We start from the raw sequence: 17,611 nt of genomic DNA, 5'->3' as shown, positions 1-17,611 counted from the left end.
ATGGCCGCAGCGTTTGCCCAGTCAGAAGAGATCGAGCTGCTGGCCGCAGATCCGCTCGAACGACTCGCCGATAAAGGGGAGGATGGCATCGGCGATGGGTTTGAGCTGCTTGTCGATGTAGTGCTCGTAGTCGATGGCGCTGCGCCGGTATTCCAGCGGCTCGGGGCCATTCAGAGTCACCAGGTAGGCGATGGAGCCCCTGTGCTGGTAGCGCTGGGGCAGACCGCGGCGCAGGTTCTCCTCGTCCGCCAGGCGCGCCGCCCGCACGTGGGGCGGCACGTTCTTCTGGTACTCCTCGAGCTTCTGGCGCAGCCGCTTGCGATAGACCAGCAGATCGTCGTGAAGGCCGGCGCGGGTCTCGTCCACCATGGTGCGCACATAGCCGCTGGGATCCTGGTCGTGAAACACCATCTCGTAGAGGCGGGTCTGGAACGCCTTGGCAAGGGGCGTCCAGTCGGTGCGCACCGATTCTAGCCCCTTGAACACCAGCTGCTCCTCTTCGCCAGTGTGATGGCCTGCCACCAAGCCCGCATAACGCTTCTTGCTCCCCTTCTCCAGCCCGCGGATGGTGGGCATCAAGAAGCGGCGATAGTGGGTCTCGTACTGGATCTCCAGATAGCTCGGCAAATCGAACTCCCGCTTGATCAGCGCAGTCCAGTTGTCGTTGATCATAATGGCCAATCGCCGGCCGATCTCGTCCGCCTGGGCGGGGCTGGTCTCGCGCCCCAGGTGGACGAAGGTGGAGTCGGTGTCGCCATAGATCACCTCGAAACCCTCCCCTTCGATCCACTCCCGGGTCTGCTGCATGATGCCGTGACCGCGCAAGGTGATGGAGGAGGCAAGCCGCGGGTCGTAGAAGCGGCAGCCCCCCGAGCCCAGCACCCCGTAGAAGGAGTTCATGATGATCTTGATGGCCTGGGAGAGCGCCTTGTTGCTGGCCGCCTTGGCTCTATCCCGCGCCGCCCACAGGGTGGCGATGAGATCCGGCAGGAAGTGGCGCTCGCGGGAGAACAGGGCGCCGCGAAAACCCGGGATGGCATGGTCGGGATGCTGCAGCCCCTCGATGAGCCCCATGGGGTCGATGCAGAAGGTGCGGATGATGCTGGGATAGAGGCTCTTGAAATCGAGCACCAGCACGTGGCGATAGAGCCCAGGTTTGGAGTCCATCACATAGCCGCCAGGGCTCGCGAGCCCCCCATCGGCTGGCAGGTTGGGGGCCACGTAGCCGCCTCGGTGCAGCCGTGGCAGATAAAGATTGGTAAACGCTGCCACCGAGCCCCCTACCCGGTCGAGCTCCAGGCCAGTGAGGGAGGCGCGCTCGATGGCAAAGGGGATGAGGTGGCAGTAGTCGAAGATCTCCCACACCAGCTTGCAATCCTCCAGGTTGTAGCGGGCCAGCGCCTCCTTGTCGGAGTGGAACAGCTCGGTGATCTTCTCCCCCCGGTTGGCCACGTCCTCGATGTCCTTGCCGCGGCCGAGCAGCTCGCTCGCCACCGCATCCAGGCTGTAGCTGGGGAACTGCCAGGTGGCGCTTTTGAGGGTGTCGATGCCGTCCAGCACCATGCGCCCGGGAATGATGACGCTGCCGCTCTGGGGGTCGTTGCGCGATGAGCGCCAGAAACAGAGCTCGTGACCACGGCCGAGTCGCAGCCGCCGCTTGTTGAGCTCGGCGCGGCGCAGCAGCAGGCGAAAGTCGAAGTTGACCACGTTCCAGCCGATCACCAGATCCGGGTCGTGCCGCACAAACCAGCGCTCCAGCGCACTCAGCAGGGCGCTCTCGTCCGCCACCCACTCGACCTGGGTACCCCAGCTGTCGGCATCGGCCTCAGGCACGCCGATCATGATGACCCGCGCATCCTCTTCGCTATAGAGCCCCACCGAGAAAAGCGCCCCGTCCATGGCGCACTCCACGTCCAGCGACACCCAGGAGAGGGTCGGCGTCACCGCCTGGGGCGCGCAGCGCGCCTCGTTCACCTCCCAGTAGCCCTGCTTGCCCCCCTTCTTGCGCGCCCGCCCCTCGAAGCGCACGCCGGCGGTGATGAAACGCTCCATCAGGAAGCGCTCCGGCAGCCGGATATCCGCCTCGAAGTGCTCCAGCCCGCGGATGAGCAACAGCTCGATGGCGCGGTGAAAGGCGCTCAGGGTGGCAAAATAGCAGCCCACCACGGCGCGACCGTCGAAGGTGTGCATGGGCAGGCGGCGAAACCGCCCGCTCACCCCGGCCCCCTTGAACAGCTCCGCCGCCTCCGCCATATGGCTCTGCGGCAGGAAAAAGACCGGCTCCTGCCCCGGCACCACCACCCGCACCGGCCCCTGTTCGCTCCAGAGCCACATCACGATCTCGGTGCGCTCCGGCTGCTCGCCGCGGCCGCGCACATCCCGTCCATGACGGGTCAGAATAAAGCCGTCGCGTGGCGGAGTAACGGGTGGGATGGACGGTTGGTCAGTCATGCAAGTCATCGGGATCAACATGGAGATGGGAGTATTGTACGTTCATACAGTGCTTTGCTGCAATTGCCACGCCAGCCGCCATGGCCTAACCAAGCTGCGAGAGGAGCCGCAAACTGGTAAGCTCGGCCAGAATGGCAGCGAATGCCGGTGGCGGCTGTATTCGCGATGCCATTCATCCCCCCACTCTTCACCCGATATCAGGAGGTCATGGTGGCGCTTTACTCTCTGCTGGATCAGCTGGCCATTCCCTATCAGCGTATCGATCACGCCCCCGTCTTCACCTGCGAGGAAGCCAGCCGGCTGCTGCCCGACCTGCCCGCCGCCAAGACCAAAAACCTCTTTTTGCGAGATCCGAAAAGCGAGCGGCTGTTTCTGGTGGTTACCCCTGAAGAAAGCCGGGTCGATCTCAAGGCACTGGCTGCCGCCCTTGGCGTCAAGCGGCTGAGTTTTGGCTCGCCCGAGCGACTGGAGGCGGTGCTTGGCCTCACTCCGGGCTCGGTCACCCTGCTCGCCATGGTGCGCGACAGAGAGAGCGCGGTGGAGCTGGTGGTAGATGAGACGATTTGGCAGGCCGAGCGGGTGCAGTGCCACCCGCTGGTCAATACCGCCACCCTGCTTATTCGCCTCGACGACGTGCGCCGTCTGCTGGCCCACCTCGGCCGGGAAGCCACCGTCATGCGGCTGCCGGTGGTGGTCGACTGAGGTCGACGTGAGCGGGGGATGGCCCTTCGTCACTCCCCGCCCCTGATTAATCGTGTCAGCCGCCGGCAACTGGTGGTGTTGGCACTATCCTGCCCAGACCATCCAAGCCATTGCTCAGCGGCACAATTCATGCTGTGATCCGCCCCAGTCACCCGGCCCTGAGACCACAGCGCCGTTACCGGCAGGAAGAGCCCATACCCTTGATGCAGAGTCTGTTTTCCTCGGCCCAGTTGCTGAGCCTGGTGCTGTTTGTCAGCCTGTCCCACGTCGGGGTCGCGGCCATTTTCGCCTACCTGTGGCATACCCAGCGACCGCTGCGCGCCCTGCTCTACTGGTCGGCCAGCGAGCTGGCCATCGCCGCCGCCTTTGGTTGCCTGCTGCTGCGCCCCCTCACGGGGGAGACGTCCCTTGCCAATATCCTGCTCACCAACCTGCTGATCATCGCCACCCCGCTGCTCTATGAGCGGGGCCTGCGCCACTTTTTCCGGCGCGAGGCCGACCGCTTCGGCTGGCTCTGCCCGCTCCTCGCCCTCGCCGGCTTTCTGCTGTTTGCCCTGGTGGCCTGGCAGCAACCGCTGGCCGATGTGCACAGCCGGATCATCACCCTCTCCGGCGTGCTTTCGCTGCAGATTGGCCTGCTGCTGTGGCAGCTCTGGCGCTACCAGCGACTGGCCCCCGCCTACCGGGTGCTGCGCTTCGCCATCCTGCTGCTCGCCCTGCAACTGGCCCTGCAGCTGCTCAGGATGGCCAAGCATCAGTGGTGGCCGGAGTCGGCTGCCTCCAGCCTCACCGACCCCCTACTCGGCCCGGTGATCCTGCTCAGCCTGCTCTTTACCATTGCCCGCAGCTTCATCCTGCTGAGCCTGGTGCACACCCGCCAGCAGCAGGCCATGCTCGCCACCCAGCGTGAGCTGGAGCGGCGCGCCAACCAGGATGCCCTGACCGGACTGGACAGCCGTCACCATTTCGAGCAGCAGCTGGCGGCGCGGGCCTGCCGCAGCGCCCGCCCCTGGCAGCTGCTGCTGATCGACCTGGACAACTTCAAGCAGATCAACGACCGCCACGGCCACCCCGCCGGCGATGCCATGCTGCGGGCGGTGGGCCGGGTGATCCGGGAGAGCCTGCCGCCAGCGGCACTGGCCGGGCGCCTCGGCGGCGACGAGCTGGCGCTGCTGGTGATGGAGACGCCGCAGACGCTGCCCGGCTACTGCCACACCCTGCAACAGGGGGTCACCGAGGCCACCCGCCCGCTGGCTGGCGGCCCCATTGGCCTTAGCATGGGGCTGACCTCGCTGCAGGCGGGAGAGAGCTTCGAGCAGGCCTATCTGCGGGCGGATCAGGCGCTCTATGCCGCCAAGCAGAGCGGGCGCATGCGCGCCTGCATCCGCGAGGCCCACCACAGCGAGCCACGCCTGCTGCAAGCGGCAGAACTGCACCTGTGACAGCCGTCATCGAGTGTCGGGCCGCACAGCCTGCCGATGGCCCCGCCTACCGCCGCTATGTGGCCGAGTGTGGCGCCGCCGGCCTGCCCCTCTATCAGGTGGCGCAATTCGACCCGGATCAGTGGCTGCAGGATCTGCTCGCCCATGCCGCTGGCGAGCGCCTGCCGCCGGATTACCCGCCCACCACCACCTACTTTGCCCTCGAGGGGGAAGAGATCCTCGCCACCTTGCGCCTGCGCCACGGCGACAACCCGGCGACCCGCCAGTGGCTCGGCCACATCGGATACGAGACCCGCCCCTCACGCCGCGCTGAAGGGGTGGCCCGCACCCTGCTCGGCTGGCTGCAACGCCATGTCCTGAGCGAACCCGTGATCATCAGCTGTGACGAGGCAAATCCCGCCTCCCTCAAGGTCATTGCCACCGCCGGCGGGCAATGGCTGGATCGCCGCTACCATGCTGGCGATCGCTGCTGGGTGAACTTTTACCAGATCCAGCCCCACCCCGCCCGCCAGCAAGGCGCCGTTGACTCGCAGCCATAAAAAAAGCGCCCGCAGGCGCTCAGTTGTCTCTTGGTTGCTGGAGCCAGGGCGTCAGTAGCCCTCCTCCTGCTCCGCCTTCAGTCGCGCCTGGCGGGCCAGGGCCTCCTCCTCGGCGCTCTCGATTTCGTGCAGTACGGCGTCAAGATCCACCCGCTCGTTGCTCTCTTCGAACAACCCGGTCAGTTCGCTGTCGGGGGTGAGCTTGCCATCTTCATAGAGGGCCCACATCTCCTTGGCGTAACGGGTCTTGAGCAGCTCGGGGGCATACATGCCGTAGTAGTTGCGCATGTTGTCGACGTCCCGCTCCAGCATGGCCTTCGCCTGGTTGTTGGCGGCGGCATCCACCACCTGGGGCAGGTCGATGATGACGGGCCCCTCTTCATCCACCAGCACGTTGAACTCCGACAGGTCGCCGTGAATGAGGCCGGCGCAGAGCATGCGCACCACGTAGCGGATCACCCTGGCGTGGTCGGCCAGCGCCTGTTCGCGGCTGAGGGCCACGTCGTTGAGGCGGGGTGCCACGTTGCCATCGGCATCGGTCACCAGCTCCATCAAGAGCACGCCATCGAGGCAGACATAGGGCCGCGGCACCCGCACGCCGGCGGCGGCCAGCTTGAACAGGGCATCCACCTCGGTGTTCTGCCACACCTCTTCGTGCTGCTTGCGGCCGTACTTGGAGCCCTTCTCCATGGCGCGGGCATCGCGGCTGCTGCGCACCCGGCGCCCTTCCTGATAGACCACCGCCTGCTTGAAGCTGCGCTTGGCGGCCTCCTTGTACACCTTGGCGCAGCGGATCTCGTCGCCGCAGCGCACCACGTAAACATCGGCCTCTTTGCCGCTCATCAGCCGGCTGATCACCTCGTCAACCAGGCCGTCGTCAACCAGAGGTTGGATTCGATTTGGAGTTTTCATGCCCGCCCTTTCACCCTGTGTGCGCCCCCGAAGATAGCCTCTTCCGGTGCGCTTGCCTATTCCAGATTGTGCCGTGCCACCGGCGCCCGGGCGCCGGTCCTTCAATTGCGTCAGTTTTCGGGGGGCAGGTCGCCGCGGATCCGCTTAATGCCCTCTTCGTAGAAACCCTCGTGCCCCTGGGGATGCTCCATGGTCTCGAAGATCTTGAGGAACCACATGTACTGCTCCGGGTGCTGGCGCAACTGCTGCTCCACCATGTCATTCATGGCGCGAACGTCGGCCTCCAGATCGGTGCCGGGATAGGGATCAAAGGGGGCCTCGATCTCCAGCCAGTAGCAGCCCTCCTCCTCGTCATAGCAGGCGAGGATGGGCACCGCCTTGGCGCCGGTCAGCTTGACCAGCTTGGGCAGGGCCGGCAGGGTCGCCTTGGGGTGGCCGAAGAAGGGTACGAAGATGCTGGCCTCGCGGCCGTGATCCTGATCCGGCAGGTAGAAGAAGCTGGCGCCGCCGCGGATCGCCTTGATGGCTGGCTTGATGCCGGCACTGCGCTCATACACCTTGCCCCCCTTGGCCCGCTCGCGGTTGATGTACCAGTCGAAGACCTGATCCTTGGCGCTCTTCATCATGGTGCACATGGACATGCCCCGGATGGCGAAGTAGCGGCCTATCATGTCCACCGCCCAGGTGTGAGGCACCACCAGGATCACCGGCCTGCCGGCGGCCTGCTCTGCCTCGATGTGTTCCCAGCCGCGCACCTTGATGCGACTGGCCAGGTGATCGGCGCTGCGCAGGGTCAGTTCGGCAAAGCCCATGAAGGTCTTGAGCCCCACCCGGATCGATTTGAGCAACAGGGTCTGACGGCCCGCCTCGTCAAGCTCGGGAAAGCAGATCTTGACGTTGGTGTCGGCGATATAGGCCTGCTTCCTGGACAGACGCAGCAGAGGGGGAGCCAGCCGGTCGGCCAGCCGGTCACGCAGACCATGGGGCAGCAGCCCCAGCAGGCAGAGCAGGCCGAGCGCCAGCCAGCTGCCCCACCAGCGCGGATGGAGCAGACGGGGATGAAATGAGGTGTCGAAAACCGGATCGTGTGAGGACATGGCCGCCATCAAGTCATAGAAAATAAACGGTTATTTTAATTATCCTGACAAAATTTTCCACTTTGGGCTGGCGCGGGCCCGGTTGAGGCAGGCGCCGGCTCGACGCCTCGCCCTGCCAACCGGCAGAGTGCCAATAAAAATGGCCCCGCAGGGCCATAGTACCAACAAGGAATTGCTCATCAGGAGAGCGGCTGCAACCCGCGACGGATCCGCTGGATCCCCGCCTCGTAGCGGCCATCCAGGCCCACCTGATCCTCGCGGGTGTCGAAGATCTTGAGAAACCACATGTACTGGCCCGGATCCCGGCTGAGCTGCTGCTGCACCATGTCGTTCATCCGGCAGGTGTCGGCCATCACATCGTCGGTGGGATAGTTGTCAAAGGGGGCGTCTATCTCCAGCCGGTAGCAGTGGTGCGCCTCGTCATAGCAGGCCAGCAGCGGCACCGCCTTGGCGCCGCTCACCTGCACCAGTCGCGGCAGGGCCGGCAGGGTTGCCTTGGGCTGACCGAAGAAGGGGGCGAAGATGCTCTTCTCGCGGCCATGATCCTGATCCGGCAGGTAGAAGAAGCTGTTCCCCTCCTTGATGGTGCGGATCACCGCCTTGATGCCGGCGCTGCGCTCATAGACGCGGCAGCCATTGCGGGCACGAGCACGGTTCAGATGCCAGTCGAACACCGGATTGCGCGCCCGTTTCATCATGGTGCACATGGGCACCCCGCGTCGGGTGAAGTAGTAACCGGCCGCGTCCACCGGCCAGCTGTGGGGCACCACCAGGATCACCGGTCTGCCGGCCGCCTGCTCCGCCTCGATATGTTCCCAGCCAGTGACCCGCATCCGCTTCATCAGATAGGCGGGGCTGCGCACCGAGAACTCGCCAAAGCCGAGCAGGCTCTTGAGGCCGACCCGGATAGAGGTCATCAGGATGGCATCGCGCTCGGCCTCGCTCTTTTGCGGGAAACAGAGGGCCAGGTTGGTTCTGGCGATGTAGACCTGCTTTTTCGAGATGCGAAACACCAGCGGCGCCAGGGCGGCGGCCAGCCGATCGCGCAGCCTCACCGGCACGAAGGCCAGCAGCATCAGGACGCCAAGCGCCAGCCAGCTGAACCAGTAACGCGGATGCAGGAATCGGGTCTCAAAACGAGAGTCAAACACGGGATCATGGGAAGACATGGATGGGGTCAAGCATGGGAAAGGGAGCTGCATTGTATTCATCCTGACAGGTAATACCAGTTAAATTCATCATGGCTTTGGCGAGAGGGTCGCCCCGGTCGGGGCCAACAAAGCGGGCGGGTTTGCGCAGGCAAATGCATAAAAAAAGCGCCCCACCCGAGGTGGAGCGCCTTGTCGTCATCTGTTCGGTGGCGTCCGTCTTGCGCGGACCTGCTCACCGGACCCTTTATCCCGGCCCTCTTGCGGCCATTTCCTAGCGACGAACCATGCCGGATGCCAGCTCGTCGTTGCCCAACGGCAGGAAGAACATCAGGTAGCGCAGGGCCACGTAACCGACGATCAGGGTGGCGGCGCCCAGTTCGAAGTGGGCCAGCAGCCGGATCTGTTCGACGTACTCGGCCGCCTGGGGCCACTGTTCGACCAGATGGCTCACCTTGAACAGGGCGGTGGCACCGATCACCAGCGGGAAGGTGAAGGCGGCATAGCCCGGCGAGAACGGCAGACGCAGCAGCTTGATGAAGGCCAGGTAGATGATGCCGGTCATCAGCACGGCGATCCCCAGCAGCACGGCCACCAGCAGCAGAGACGGTTGCTCGCTCACGGTCAGGTAGCCGGCCAGTGACAGGCTGGCGGGTGCCGCCAGGATGGCGATGGTCGGTTTGGCGGCATCCGGCACTTCATGGCTGAAGATGAGGCGATAGAGCATCAGCGGCAGCATCAGGCCGTAGCAGAGCATGCCGAACCAGAGCAGGCCGTTGGCCAGCGCGGCGTATTGGCCGCCCGGGAAGGCGACGTCCGCGACTATGATCCCCACCGGCGGTACGAACCAGCTCGGCACCATGTGGTGAATTTCAAACTGTTTGGCCCGATGCCAGACGAAGGTGGCCAGGAACCCCAAGTGCAGCAGCACGGCAAACAGCCAGAGCCCCTCCCCCAGACCGGCGTTGAGCATGCCGACCGCCTTGGAGACCACCATGGTGCCCATGGCATAGGTGGGCACCACGCTGCCGACCACCGGGTGGGCCAGATCCTGCCACAGCAGGCGCGGGTGCAGCAGAAACTTGAAGGTCAGGATCACCAGCAGCACGGCGGCAACGGCGGCGCCCAGCAACTGCAGACGGCCATCGAAGTGACCGGCATTTTCCCAGCACCAACCGAGACTGGCGATCCCGAGCGCCAGTCCTGCCATGGGGGTCGGAGCAGCGGCCAGGGATTGACGGGTTCTTGCGATCATGTCTGAAACCTCATGTGAGAGACGATGGGCATAGGATAATGAGCGGCCATCGTTTACGATATCTAAATGAATTAAATCAATTGTTCAGGATTTCCAAACATGAAGCTGACCCTGCAACAACTCAAGGTCTTTGCCACCATCGCCCGTTACGGCAATCTGGGGCTGGCCGCCAATGAACTGTGCCTGAGCAAGGGCGCCGTCTCCCAGTCGTTGCAGGAGCTGGAGCGTCAGCTCGCCACCCCGCTGTTCGATCGCATTCACCCCAGGCTGCAGCTCAACAACGAGGGACGCCTGCTGCAACCGGCGGCCGAAGAGCTGCTGACTCGGATGCAGGATATCGAGACCCTGTTCAGCCCGGATGCCGAACCGAGCGGCCAGCTGCGTCTGGGTGCCAGCCAGACCATAGGCAATTACCTGCTGCCGGCCCTGCTCGCCACCAGCAAGCAGGAGCTGGGACAACCGCCCAGGGTCACCATCACCAACACCCACCAGCTCTGCCACCTGCTGGCCAACTTCGAGCTGGATCTGGCGCTGATCGAGGGGGAGAACCACCACCCGGATCTGGTCAGCGAGCCCTGGCTCCACGACGAGATGCTGATCGTGGCCCAGCCCACTCACCTCCTCGCCGGCCGCCATCGCCTCTCCCTCGCCCAGCTGAGCGATGAGACCTGGGTGCTGCGCGAGCCCCAGTCCGGCAGCCGCGAGCAGTTCGAGCAGCAGATCCAGCCCGAGCTGCCGCGCTGGCAGGCGGGGCTAGAGCTCAACACCCTGGAGGCGGTGATGCTAGCGGTCGAGAAGGGACTCGGCATCTCCTTCATCTCCCACCTGGCGGTGTCAGACCGGCTGCAGGCGGGTCGTCTGGTGGCCCTGCCCCTGGCCCGCCGCTTTCCCCGCCAGCTCTCCCTCATCTGGCACCGGCAGAAGTATCACTCCGCCGCCCTGCGCCGCTTTCTGCAATTTTGCCGCGCCCAGGAGGATGTGTTGCCCAGCCAGATCCGCAGCACCTGAGTCAATGGGATGATCGGGCAGCATATTGCCCGGCATGGCACTTGCCACCGGGTATCGGCAGCAATAGCAGCAATAGAAGAGGGAGAGCCCAGGCTCTCCCTCTTGGTCATTCTGCCTGGTGACTCAGCGTTTCGCGGGCTGCAATCCCCGCTCGACCCAGCCCAGCACCTGTCTGGTCAGTGCCTGCGGCACCCAGGGGGAGTCGGTCATGCCCGCCCTGACGCAGGCGGCAAAGTGATCCGCCTCGTGCTGCATGCCACCGCCCGCCACCGGCAGCGCGATGTCGTGGGGCCAGGCCGGCAGAGGGTCACCACCAAGCCAGACGATCTGCTGGGGGTTCCACCACTTGCCCACCAGCTCCAGCGCCCAGCCGGGCCCGGACAGCCAGGCCGACTTGTCGAGATCCTCGACGATGGAGGCCACCAGCTCGGCCTTGAGCGGGCCGGCAAACTCAAAGCGGGCGGCTTCGTCCACCTTGCCCTTTTGGCGAGACAGCGTGACCTCGGGCTCACCCGCCGCCAGCCCGAGCTGGTGACAGAGGGCGGCATAGAGCCAGAGCGGGTAGACCCACACATCCCAGGCGGCGCCGCCAGCCAGCGCCGGATCGAACAGCTTGCCGTCCCGCGTCTGCACCGAGCCGAAGGCGGCCTTTAGCCTGTCGGGGGCTGGCAGGGCCGACAGTCGCCCCAGCAATGCGCGCATGGCGGGGAAGCACATCACCTTCATCGCCTCCATCAGCAGCAGGCCCCGCTCGGCGGCGAGGCGCACCAGCCGATCCCAATCTGCGACGCGAGTCACCGCCGGCTTTTCCACCAGCACGTGCTTGCCCGCCAGCAACATGCGTTCGATCAGGGCGGCGTGCTCCGGGTGGATCACCGCCACGTAGACCGCCTCCACCAGGGGATCCGCCGCCAGCGCCTGATAGCTGCCATGGGCGTGGGGCAAGCCCTGCTCGTCGGCAAAGGCCTGCGCCCGCGCTTGATCACGGGCGGCGATCGCCACCACCCGGCTGCCACTGGCGTGTCCGTTCACATCCTGACAAAAACGGCGGGCGATGGCCCCCGCGCCGGCAACACCCCAGCGCAGCGGCTGTTCGCTTGCTCTCTCTTGCATCCCTGTCTCCTTATGCCCTCTGCCGGTCAATCATCATGCCTGCGCCAGGCTGCGCAACCAGCGGATCTCGTCGCCCCAGATGGACTCGTCGATGGTCTCCAGGATCAGCGGAATGCCGTCGAAGCGATGATCATTCATGATATGATGGAACACCGCCTCCCCCAGGTTCCCCTCACGCAGACTGTGGTGGCGATCGACCCGGCTGCCGAAGGTGCACTTGGCGCCGTTGATATGCATCCCTTTCAGGTACTGGAAGCCTACCGTCCGGTCGAACTCGGCAAAGACGGCAGCACAACTCTCCGCGGTGCGCAGATCGTAGCCGGCGGCAAAGGCGTGGCAGGTATCAAAGCAGATGCCGACCCGGCTCTTGTCTTCCACCCCGTCGATGATGGTGGCCAGGTGCTCGAACGACCAGCCGAGGTTGGTGCCCTGGCCGGCGGTATTCTCGATCACCGCCGTCACCCCTTCGCTGCGCTCCAGCGCCCAGTTGATGGATTCGCTCACCAGCTTGAGGCTGGCCGCCTCCGGGATCTGCTTCAGGTGGCTGCCCGGATGAAAATTGAGGTAGCAAAGACCCAGCTGCTCGCAGCGCTTCATCTCGTCCAGAAAGGCATCGCGGGACTTGGCGAGGCCATCGGGGTCGGGATGACCCAGATTGATGAGGTAGCTGTCGTGGGGCAGGATCTGCTCGGGGCGAAAGCCCCCCTTCTCGCAGGCCAGCTTGAAGGCGCGAATGCTGGTCTCGGAGAGCGGCGGCGCCTGCCACTGGCGCTGGTTCTTGGTAAACAGGGCGAAGGCGTTGGCCCCGATGGCCTGGGCGCGGGCGATGGTGTTCTCCACCCCGCCGGCCGCACTGACGTGGGCTCCGATAAATTTCATCTCATCTCCTCTGCACTGTTGCTGGGGCCGGCCACACCGCAAAGGGGCGGCCACCCCGTGTGGGGCGCCATTATGCCAAGCCACCCGGCCGGCGCCAAACCGGGATTGTCGATGGCAGCCATAGAGTGACCCGCCGCAGGTGGGGATTAGCGTCAAGCCATCAATCGGCTGCGTCCATCCCTGCCCGCGTCGCCAGGCCATCGCGCGGGCCGTCAGGGCCCAGCGCTGATGCCAGGATGCCGCTCAGCCACTGGATGAAGGCCTGCACCCGGGGGGCCAGCTGACGGCGATGGGCATAGAGGGCGTGAATGGGCAGCGGCGGCGCCTGCCACTTTGGCAGGATGGCCACCAGCTCGCCGCTGGCCAGCAGTGGCTCTACCCCGACTCGCGGCTGCTGGATGATGCCAAGCCCGGCCAGCGCCGCCGCCAGATAGGATTCGCTGTCGTTCACCGTGAGCGCCCCGCTCATCGCCAGCACGGCGCGCGAGCCATCCGCCTGCAGATACTCGAAACCGCTCTCTCTGGGCCCGCTGCTGCTGCCGTAGTGCACCAGCCGATGGCCACTCAGCTCGCTCAGGCTGCGGGGCGTCCCGTAGCGGGCCAGGTAGGCGGCGCTGGCGCAGTTGATCTGGCGGTAGTGGCCGAGGGGGCGCGCCACCAGGCTGGAGGGCTCAAGCGCCCCGACCCGGATCACGCAGTCAAACCCCTCCCGCACCAGGTCGACCCGCCGGTCCGTGCTGCTCAGCATCAACTGCAAGGCGGGATGCGCCGCCAGAAAGGCGGGTAGCGCCGGCATCACCAGATGGCGGGCCATCCGGCCCGGCATGTCCACCCTCAGCTGGCCGCTCAGCTGCCCCTGCTGGCGAAACAGCCCGTTGAACTCCTCCATGTCTGCCAGCAGATCCTGACAACGGGCATAACAGAGCCGGCCATCCGTGGTCAGCTGCACCCGCCGGGTGGTGCGCTGCAGCAAGCGGGTGCCCATCTGCTCCTCCAGCCGGCGGATGGCCGCCGAGAGCGTCGCCTTGGGGACTCCTAACTGTTCGGCACTGCGGGTAAAGCTCTCCAGCTCCGCCACCCGCACAAACATCCTCATCGCATCCAGTTGATCCATGGCGCCATTGTCTCGCTAATCGGAACAGTGCATTCATTATCACCTTATTTATCCAATCAACAACGGGCAATAGAGTGATCACACCGGCTCATCCCGAGCCCATGACCACAGACAGGAGTCCTCTCATGACCCATCCCATCGCACTCATCACCGGCGCCAGCCGCGGCCTTGGCAAACAGGCGGCGCTGGCCCTCGCCGCCCGTGGCGTCGACCTCATCATCACCTATCGCAGTCAGGCCGATGAAGCTGCGGCCGTGGTGGCCGAGGCGACCGCCCTCGGCGTCAGGGCCCATGCCCTGCCCCTCGATGTGGCCGACAGCAGCAGCTTTGCTGCCTTCGCCAGCCAGGTGCGCGAGCAGCTGGGCGCGTGGCAGCGAGATCGGTTCGATTTTCTGGTCAACAACGCCGGCATCGGCATTCACGCCAGCATCGAGCAGACCAGCGAGCAGCAGTTCGACACCCTGTTCAACATTCACCTCAAGGGGGTTTTCTTTCTGACCCAGCAGCTGCTGCCGCTTCTGCGCGATGGCGGGCGCATCCTCAATCTGTCGAGCGGGCTGACCCGCTTCGCGCTGCCCGGTTATGCCGCCTATGCGGCCATGAAGGGAGGGGTCGAGGTGCTGACCCGCTATCTGGCCAAGGAGCTGGGGCCGCGCGGCATTGCCGTCAACGTGGTGGCGCCGGGGGCCATCGAGACCGATTTTGGCGGGGGTGTGGTGCGGGACAATCAGGCGGTCAACGACTTCATCGCCAGCCAGACCGCGCTGGGCCGGGTGGGCCAGCCGGAGGACATCGGCGGCGTCATCGCCGCCCTGCTCTCCCCCGACAGCCGCTGGATCAATGCCCAGCGCATCGAGGCTTCCGGCGGCATGTTCCTCTAAGGCGTCAGCTCACCGACGCCAAGGTCTCTCTAGGCCGCCTGCGTCTGACCGCTGGCGGCCTGGTGAGCCTCGGGCAGGTGCGCCGCCAGGATAGCCACGGCATCGACATCGACCCGCCCCTGGCTCGCCAGCTGTTGCAAGAATGCGAGCGCCGCGCCGGCGCTCAGCCCCGCCCGGTAGGGTCTGTGCTGCACCATGGCCTGGAAGATGTCTGCCACCCGCAGGATCCTCGCCTCCAGCGGCATCGCCTCGGCAGTCAGGTGGAAGGGGTAGCCGCAGCCATTGGGCTCCTCGTGGTGATAGGAGGCCCACAGGGCAATCTCCTCGAAGCCGTCGATGTGGCGCAAAATCTGATAGGTTTCAAAGCTGTGGGTGTTGATGATGGCCCGCTCCCGCTCATCGAGTTTTCCCGCCTTGTCGAGGATCTCGTCGGGTACCCGCAGCTTGCCGAGATCGTGCAGCAGCCCGGCGATCTCCAGCTGCTCGCAGCGTTCCTCCTCAATCCCCATCCATTGGGCCAGCCGCCGGGCCAGCCTGGCCACCCCGAGGGAGTGGGCCACGGTGAAGGGGCTCTTGGCATCGACGATGGCCGAGAAGATGCGTGCCAGCTGCTTGAGCTCGCCGTTGCTGGTGAGGCAGGGCTCCCGCTCGCTCAGCATGCCGCGCATGTAGTCGGTGATGGCGCGCCCCTCCAGCTGCAGCCAGAATGCCTCCGGCAGAGAGGCCCGCAAAAAGGCCGCCACCAGCTCGGGGTCGAAGAACTCGCCGGCGCACGCCTCGATCCGCTGCCGGATCTCCTGGATGTGCATCAGCAGGGAGCCGTCCCCATAATGCGGGGCCGCCAGGGCATCGACCCGGTCCACCAGAAAGATGAGGTTGGCCTGGCGCCGCACCGTGGCCGTCACCTCCTGCTGCCGAACAAGTTGATGCCAGTGGGTGTGGTGATAGCGGATGGGCTCCGCCAGCGGGGCCAGCGGCGGAAAATCCTTGAGCAGATCGTAACCGACCTCGCAATGACGCTGGGAAGACTCCCAGTCGAACTCGCTGACCAGATGGCTGTGGATAAAGGTGGAGGAGACGCCGATGTCGTGCAGCACCCCCAGCTCGAACAGGCAAGCCTGCTCGCTCTCACCGGCCCCCAGTGCCTTGCCACACTCGGCGGCCATGATGCCGACCCGCTTGCCGTGTGCCACATCACCGATGCCAACCAGATCCAGCGACGCCGACAGGGCGTATACCAGCTGGCGCAGATCAACCTGCTGGGCAACCAACCCGCCGCAGCGGGGATGAGAGCTGTTGTGGTGCATGATGCGCTTCCACCTCTGCCAGGGTGATAGATCCCTCTTCGGGGCCGCGTAAACATATTGAATCTAAACCAGATTGCCCCTCCCGCCGCTTTGCAGCCGCCATCCGCACAGGCTAATTGACAAAAAGATGAGTTAGATCAATCCGGCAAGTGCCATGCCCGGATGCGGCGCGGGCCGGCCCGGCAGACGGACAAAAAAAACGGGCCCCGCCAGTTGGCGGGGCCCGTCGAGGGGATGGATTTGGTTACAGTGTCTTGCCGCCCGAGCTTATCACCGTCTGGTACCAGTAGAAGCTGTCCTTCTTGAGCCGGCGCAGGGAGCCCCCCTGCTCGTCCCGCTCAACATAGACGAAGCCGTAGCGCTTCTGGTAGCCGTTGAGCCAGCTCAGGATGTCGGTGAACGACCAGGCGCAATAGCCCAGCAGCTCCACCCCGTCCTGCAGCGCCTCCTGGCACGCCTTGACGTGGCTGCGCAGATAGTCGATGCGGTAGTCGTCGTGCACCCGATCTCCCTCTACCAGCTTGTCGAACTCGCCGAGGCCGTTCTCGGTGATCATCAGCGGCAGGCCGTAACGGGAGGAGAGCCGGCGCAGGGCGATGCGCATCCCGGTCGGATCGATGGCCCAGTCCCAGTTGCTGGTCTCTAGGTGCGGGTTGGGGGCCGTCTTGTAGAGGCCGGGAATGCCGCTTGGCGGCGTAGTGCCCTTCTTGCCCGTGGTGTTGATGCGCTGCATCGTCTGGCCGCCGAGCGGGTTGTCGGTATAGGTCAGGGTGTAGTAGTAGTTGACGCCTATGTAGTCGGGGGTTCCTTCCCGCAACAGCTCGAGATCGCCCGGCAGGATCTCCGGCGCCTCGCCGGTTTCCCGCAAATAGGCGAGCGCCGCCTGGGGGTAGCGGCCGAAGCAGTAGGCATCCAGCCACCAGAGGTTGGTGAACTCCTCGGCATTCTCGTAAGCCAGCATGTCTTTGGGATCGCACGAGGCCGGATAGGCGGGAGAATACGCAAAGCTTGGGCCGATCAGTCCCCCCGGCACGTGCTGGCGAAACGCCTTGATGACCCGGGCGTTGGCCAGAAACGCGATGTGGTTGGCGGCAAAGAAGCGCTTGCGATCCTGCACCGCGGGCGGATGGGTGCCGAGCTGATAGGCGTTGGTCAGGTTGTAGTTCTGCTCGTTGAGCGACACCCAGTACTTCACCTTGCCGGCAAAGCGCTGGTAGAGGGTCACGCAGTAGCGCTCGAAATCGGCGATGATGCGTCTGTCTTCCCAGCCGCCGTATTCATCCTGCAGCGCCTGGGGCAGGTCCCAGTGATAGAGGGTGAGCACCGGCTCAATCTGGTGGGCCAGCAGGGTATCGATGAGTTTTTCATAGAAGGCGAGCCCCGCCTCGTTCACCTCGCCACGGCCAGTCGGGTAGATGCGCGGCCAGCTCACCGAGAAGCGATAGGCCTTGAGCCCCATCTCGGCCATCAGCGCCACGTCCTCCTCCATGCGGTGGTAGTGATCCACCGCCACGTCGCCGTTGCTCCCCTCAAAGGTCTTGCCCGGCAGCTTGGTGAACAGATCCCACACCGAGGGCCCCTTGCCATCGGCGTCCCAGCCCCCTTCCACCTGATAGGCGGCAGAGGCGGCGCCCCACAGAAAATCTTGCGGGAAGTCGTTGAACTTGTGGTGATGCATCTGGGGTTGCTCCTTCTGCGGCGGTGGCGCTGGCCACCTTGATCGCACCGACTGGCGGTGCCCAATGGAATTGGCATTAGCATCG

At 65.0% G+C, this 17,611-nt stretch carries 15 protein-coding genes; 5 read left to right on the top strand and 10 right to left on the bottom strand.

Features of this window, described 5'->3' with window-relative positions; all coding sequences use genetic code 11:
• Positions 1 to 21 precede the first annotated feature (21 nt).
• Positions 22 to 2,460, bottom strand: coding sequence for a DNA polymerase II (locus PG897_RS01010; protein WP_370688960.1), 2,439 nt, complete (start codon positions 2,458 to 2,460; stop codon positions 22 to 24).
• Between the two features lie 198 nt (positions 2,461 to 2,658).
• Here PG897_RS01010 and PG897_RS01005 point away from each other — a divergent pair, with 198 nt between their 5' ends.
• The 3 genes from PG897_RS01005 to PG897_RS00995 all read left to right on the top strand — a co-directional run bounded on the left by PG897_RS01005 (position 2,659) and on the right by PG897_RS00995 (position 5,134).
• On the top strand, positions 2,659 to 3,153 hold the full coding sequence (locus tag PG897_RS01005) for a prolyl-tRNA synthetase associated domain-containing protein (protein WP_196249033.1): 495 nt from the start codon (positions 2,659 to 2,661) through the stop codon (positions 3,151 to 3,153).
• A gap of 203 nt (positions 3,154 to 3,356) precedes the next feature.
• Positions 3,357 to 4,595: a GGDEF domain-containing protein gene (locus PG897_RS01000; protein WP_201880725.1), complete on the top strand. Its 1,239-nt coding sequence runs from the start codon at positions 3,357 to 3,359 to the stop codon at positions 4,593 to 4,595.
• On the top strand, positions 4,592 to 5,134 hold the full coding sequence (locus PG897_RS00995) for a GNAT family N-acetyltransferase (protein ID WP_201880727.1): 543 nt from the start codon (positions 4,592 to 4,594) through the stop codon (positions 5,132 to 5,134). The genes PG897_RS01000 and PG897_RS00995 overlap by 4 nt, the downstream gene beginning before the upstream one ends.
• Before the next feature lie 51 nt (positions 5,135 to 5,185).
• Here the strand turns inward: PG897_RS00995 and PG897_RS00990 are convergent, their stop codons facing one another.
• The 4 genes from PG897_RS00990 to PG897_RS00975 all read right to left on the bottom strand — a co-directional run bounded on the left by PG897_RS00990 (position 5,186) and on the right by PG897_RS00975 (position 9,546).
• Positions 5,186 to 6,046 carry a PA4780 family RIO1-like protein kinase gene (locus PG897_RS00990; protein WP_123246207.1) on the bottom strand — a complete coding sequence of 287 codons (861 nt, stop codon included), beginning with the start codon at positions 6,044 to 6,046 and terminating at the stop codon, positions 5,186 to 5,188.
• Between the two features lie 110 nt (positions 6,047 to 6,156).
• A complete protein-coding gene (locus PG897_RS00985; protein ID WP_270828699.1) occupies positions 6,157 to 7,152 on the bottom strand; it encodes an LpxL/LpxP family acyltransferase in 996 nt (331 codons plus the stop codon).
• A gap of 170 nt (positions 7,153 to 7,322) precedes the next feature.
• Positions 7,323 to 8,312 carry a lauroyl-Kdo(2)-lipid IV(A) myristoyltransferase gene (gene lpxM / locus PG897_RS00980; RefSeq protein WP_017764371.1) on the bottom strand — a complete coding sequence of 330 codons (990 nt, stop codon included), beginning with the start codon at positions 8,310 to 8,312 and terminating at the stop codon, positions 7,323 to 7,325.
• Positions 8,313 to 8,565: 253 nt separating this feature from the next.
• On the bottom strand, positions 8,566 to 9,546 hold the full coding sequence (locus tag PG897_RS00975; protein ID WP_054544830.1) for a TDT family transporter: 981 nt from the start codon (positions 9,544 to 9,546) through the stop codon (positions 8,566 to 8,568).
• Between the two features lie 99 nt (positions 9,547 to 9,645).
• Here PG897_RS00975 and PG897_RS00970 point away from each other — a divergent pair, with 99 nt between their 5' ends.
• Positions 9,646 to 10,554, top strand: coding sequence for a LysR substrate-binding domain-containing protein (locus PG897_RS00970; protein WP_201880730.1), 909 nt, complete (start codon positions 9,646 to 9,648; stop codon positions 10,552 to 10,554).
• Positions 10,555 to 10,677: 123 nt separating this feature from the next.
• On the opposite strand, the gene PG897_RS00965 is transcribed toward PG897_RS00970, so the two are convergent.
• The 3 genes from PG897_RS00965 to PG897_RS00955 all read right to left on the bottom strand — a co-directional run bounded on the left by PG897_RS00965 (position 10,678) and on the right by PG897_RS00955 (position 13,660).
• Positions 10,678 to 11,667, bottom strand: coding sequence for a Gfo/Idh/MocA family protein (locus PG897_RS00965; RefSeq protein ID WP_270828698.1), 990 nt, complete (start codon positions 11,665 to 11,667; stop codon positions 10,678 to 10,680).
• A 33-nt stretch (positions 11,668 to 11,700) separates the two neighbouring features.
• Positions 11,701 to 12,546: a deoxyribonuclease IV gene (gene nfo / locus PG897_RS00960; protein WP_201880732.1), complete on the bottom strand. Its 846-nt coding sequence runs from the start codon at positions 12,544 to 12,546 to the stop codon at positions 11,701 to 11,703.
• A gap of 160 nt (positions 12,547 to 12,706) precedes the next feature.
• Entirely contained in the window at positions 12,707 to 13,660 is a 954-nt protein-coding gene (locus PG897_RS00955) for a LysR family transcriptional regulator (RefSeq protein ID WP_017764366.1), read from the bottom strand.
• A 125-nt stretch (positions 13,661 to 13,785) separates the two neighbouring features.
• Here PG897_RS00955 and PG897_RS00950 point away from each other — a divergent pair, with 125 nt between their 5' ends.
• Positions 13,786 to 14,541: an SDR family NAD(P)-dependent oxidoreductase gene (locus tag PG897_RS00950; RefSeq protein WP_005301360.1), complete on the top strand. Its 756-nt coding sequence runs from the start codon at positions 13,786 to 13,788 to the stop codon at positions 14,539 to 14,541.
• A gap of 29 nt (positions 14,542 to 14,570) precedes the next feature.
• Here PG897_RS00950 and PG897_RS00945 read toward each other — a convergent pair whose 3' ends face one another.
• Together PG897_RS00945 and PG897_RS00940 are read right to left on the bottom strand one after the other, a co-directional pair.
• On the bottom strand, positions 14,571 to 15,848 hold the full coding sequence (locus tag PG897_RS00945) for an HD-GYP domain-containing protein (protein ID WP_201883563.1): 1,278 nt from the start codon (positions 15,846 to 15,848) through the stop codon (positions 14,571 to 14,573).
• 244 nt (positions 15,849 to 16,092) lie between these two features.
• Positions 16,093 to 17,526: a glycoside hydrolase family 1 protein gene (locus tag PG897_RS00940; protein WP_095592683.1), complete on the bottom strand. Its 1,434-nt coding sequence runs from the start codon at positions 17,524 to 17,526 to the stop codon at positions 16,093 to 16,095.
• Positions 17,527 to 17,611: the final 85 nt, after the last annotated feature.

This window comes from Aeromonas sp. QDB20, assembly GCF_027707805.1.
Lineage (GTDB): Bacteria > Pseudomonadota > Gammaproteobacteria > Enterobacterales > Aeromonadaceae > Aeromonas > Aeromonas dhakensis.
The sequence above is the reverse complement of the archived record's forward strand: the minus strand, read 5'-3'. Positions and strand labels throughout refer to the sequence as shown.

Coding starts and splice junctions, on each gene's coding strand:
- PG897_RS01010 (WP_370688960.1), bottom strand. CDS start 2,460: ATGACTTGCATGACTGACCAACCGTCCATCCCACCCGTTACTCCGCCA.
- PG897_RS01005 (WP_196249033.1), top strand. CDS start 2,659: ATGGTGGCGCTTTACTCTCTGCTGGATCAGCTGGCCATTCCCTATCAG.
- PG897_RS01000 (WP_201880725.1), top strand. CDS start 3,357: ATGCAGAGTCTGTTTTCCTCGGCCCAGTTGCTGAGCCTGGTGCTGTTT.
- PG897_RS00990 (WP_123246207.1), bottom strand. CDS start 6,046: ATGAAAACTCCAAATCGAATCCAACCTCTGGTTGACGACGGCCTGGTT.
- PG897_RS00985 (WP_270828699.1), bottom strand. CDS start 7,152: ATGGCGGCCATGTCCTCACACGATCCGGTTTTCGACACCTCATTTCAT.
- lpxM (WP_017764371.1), bottom strand. CDS start 8,312: ATGTCTTCCCATGATCCCGTGTTTGACTCTCGTTTTGAGACCCGATTC.
- PG897_RS00975 (WP_054544830.1), bottom strand. CDS start 9,546: ATGATCGCAAGAACCCGTCAATCCCTGGCCGCTGCTCCGACCCCCATG.
- PG897_RS00970 (WP_201880730.1), top strand. CDS start 9,646: ATGAAGCTGACCCTGCAACAACTCAAGGTCTTTGCCACCATCGCCCGT.
- PG897_RS00965 (WP_270828698.1), bottom strand. CDS start 11,667: ATGCAAGAGAGAGCAAGCGAACAGCCGCTGCGCTGGGGTGTTGCCGGC.
- nfo (WP_201880732.1), bottom strand. CDS start 12,546: ATGAAATTTATCGGAGCCCACGTCAGTGCGGCCGGCGGGGTGGAGAAC.
- PG897_RS00955 (WP_017764366.1), bottom strand. CDS start 13,660: ATGGATCAACTGGATGCGATGAGGATGTTTGTGCGGGTGGCGGAGCTG.
- PG897_RS00950 (WP_005301360.1), top strand. CDS start 13,786: ATGACCCATCCCATCGCACTCATCACCGGCGCCAGCCGCGGCCTTGGC.
- PG897_RS00945 (WP_201883563.1), bottom strand. CDS start 15,848: ATGCACCACAACAGCTCTCATCCCCGCTGCGGCGGGTTGGTTGCCCAG.
- PG897_RS00940 (WP_095592683.1), bottom strand. CDS start 17,526: ATGCATCACCACAAGTTCAACGACTTCCCGCAAGATTTTCTGTGGGGC.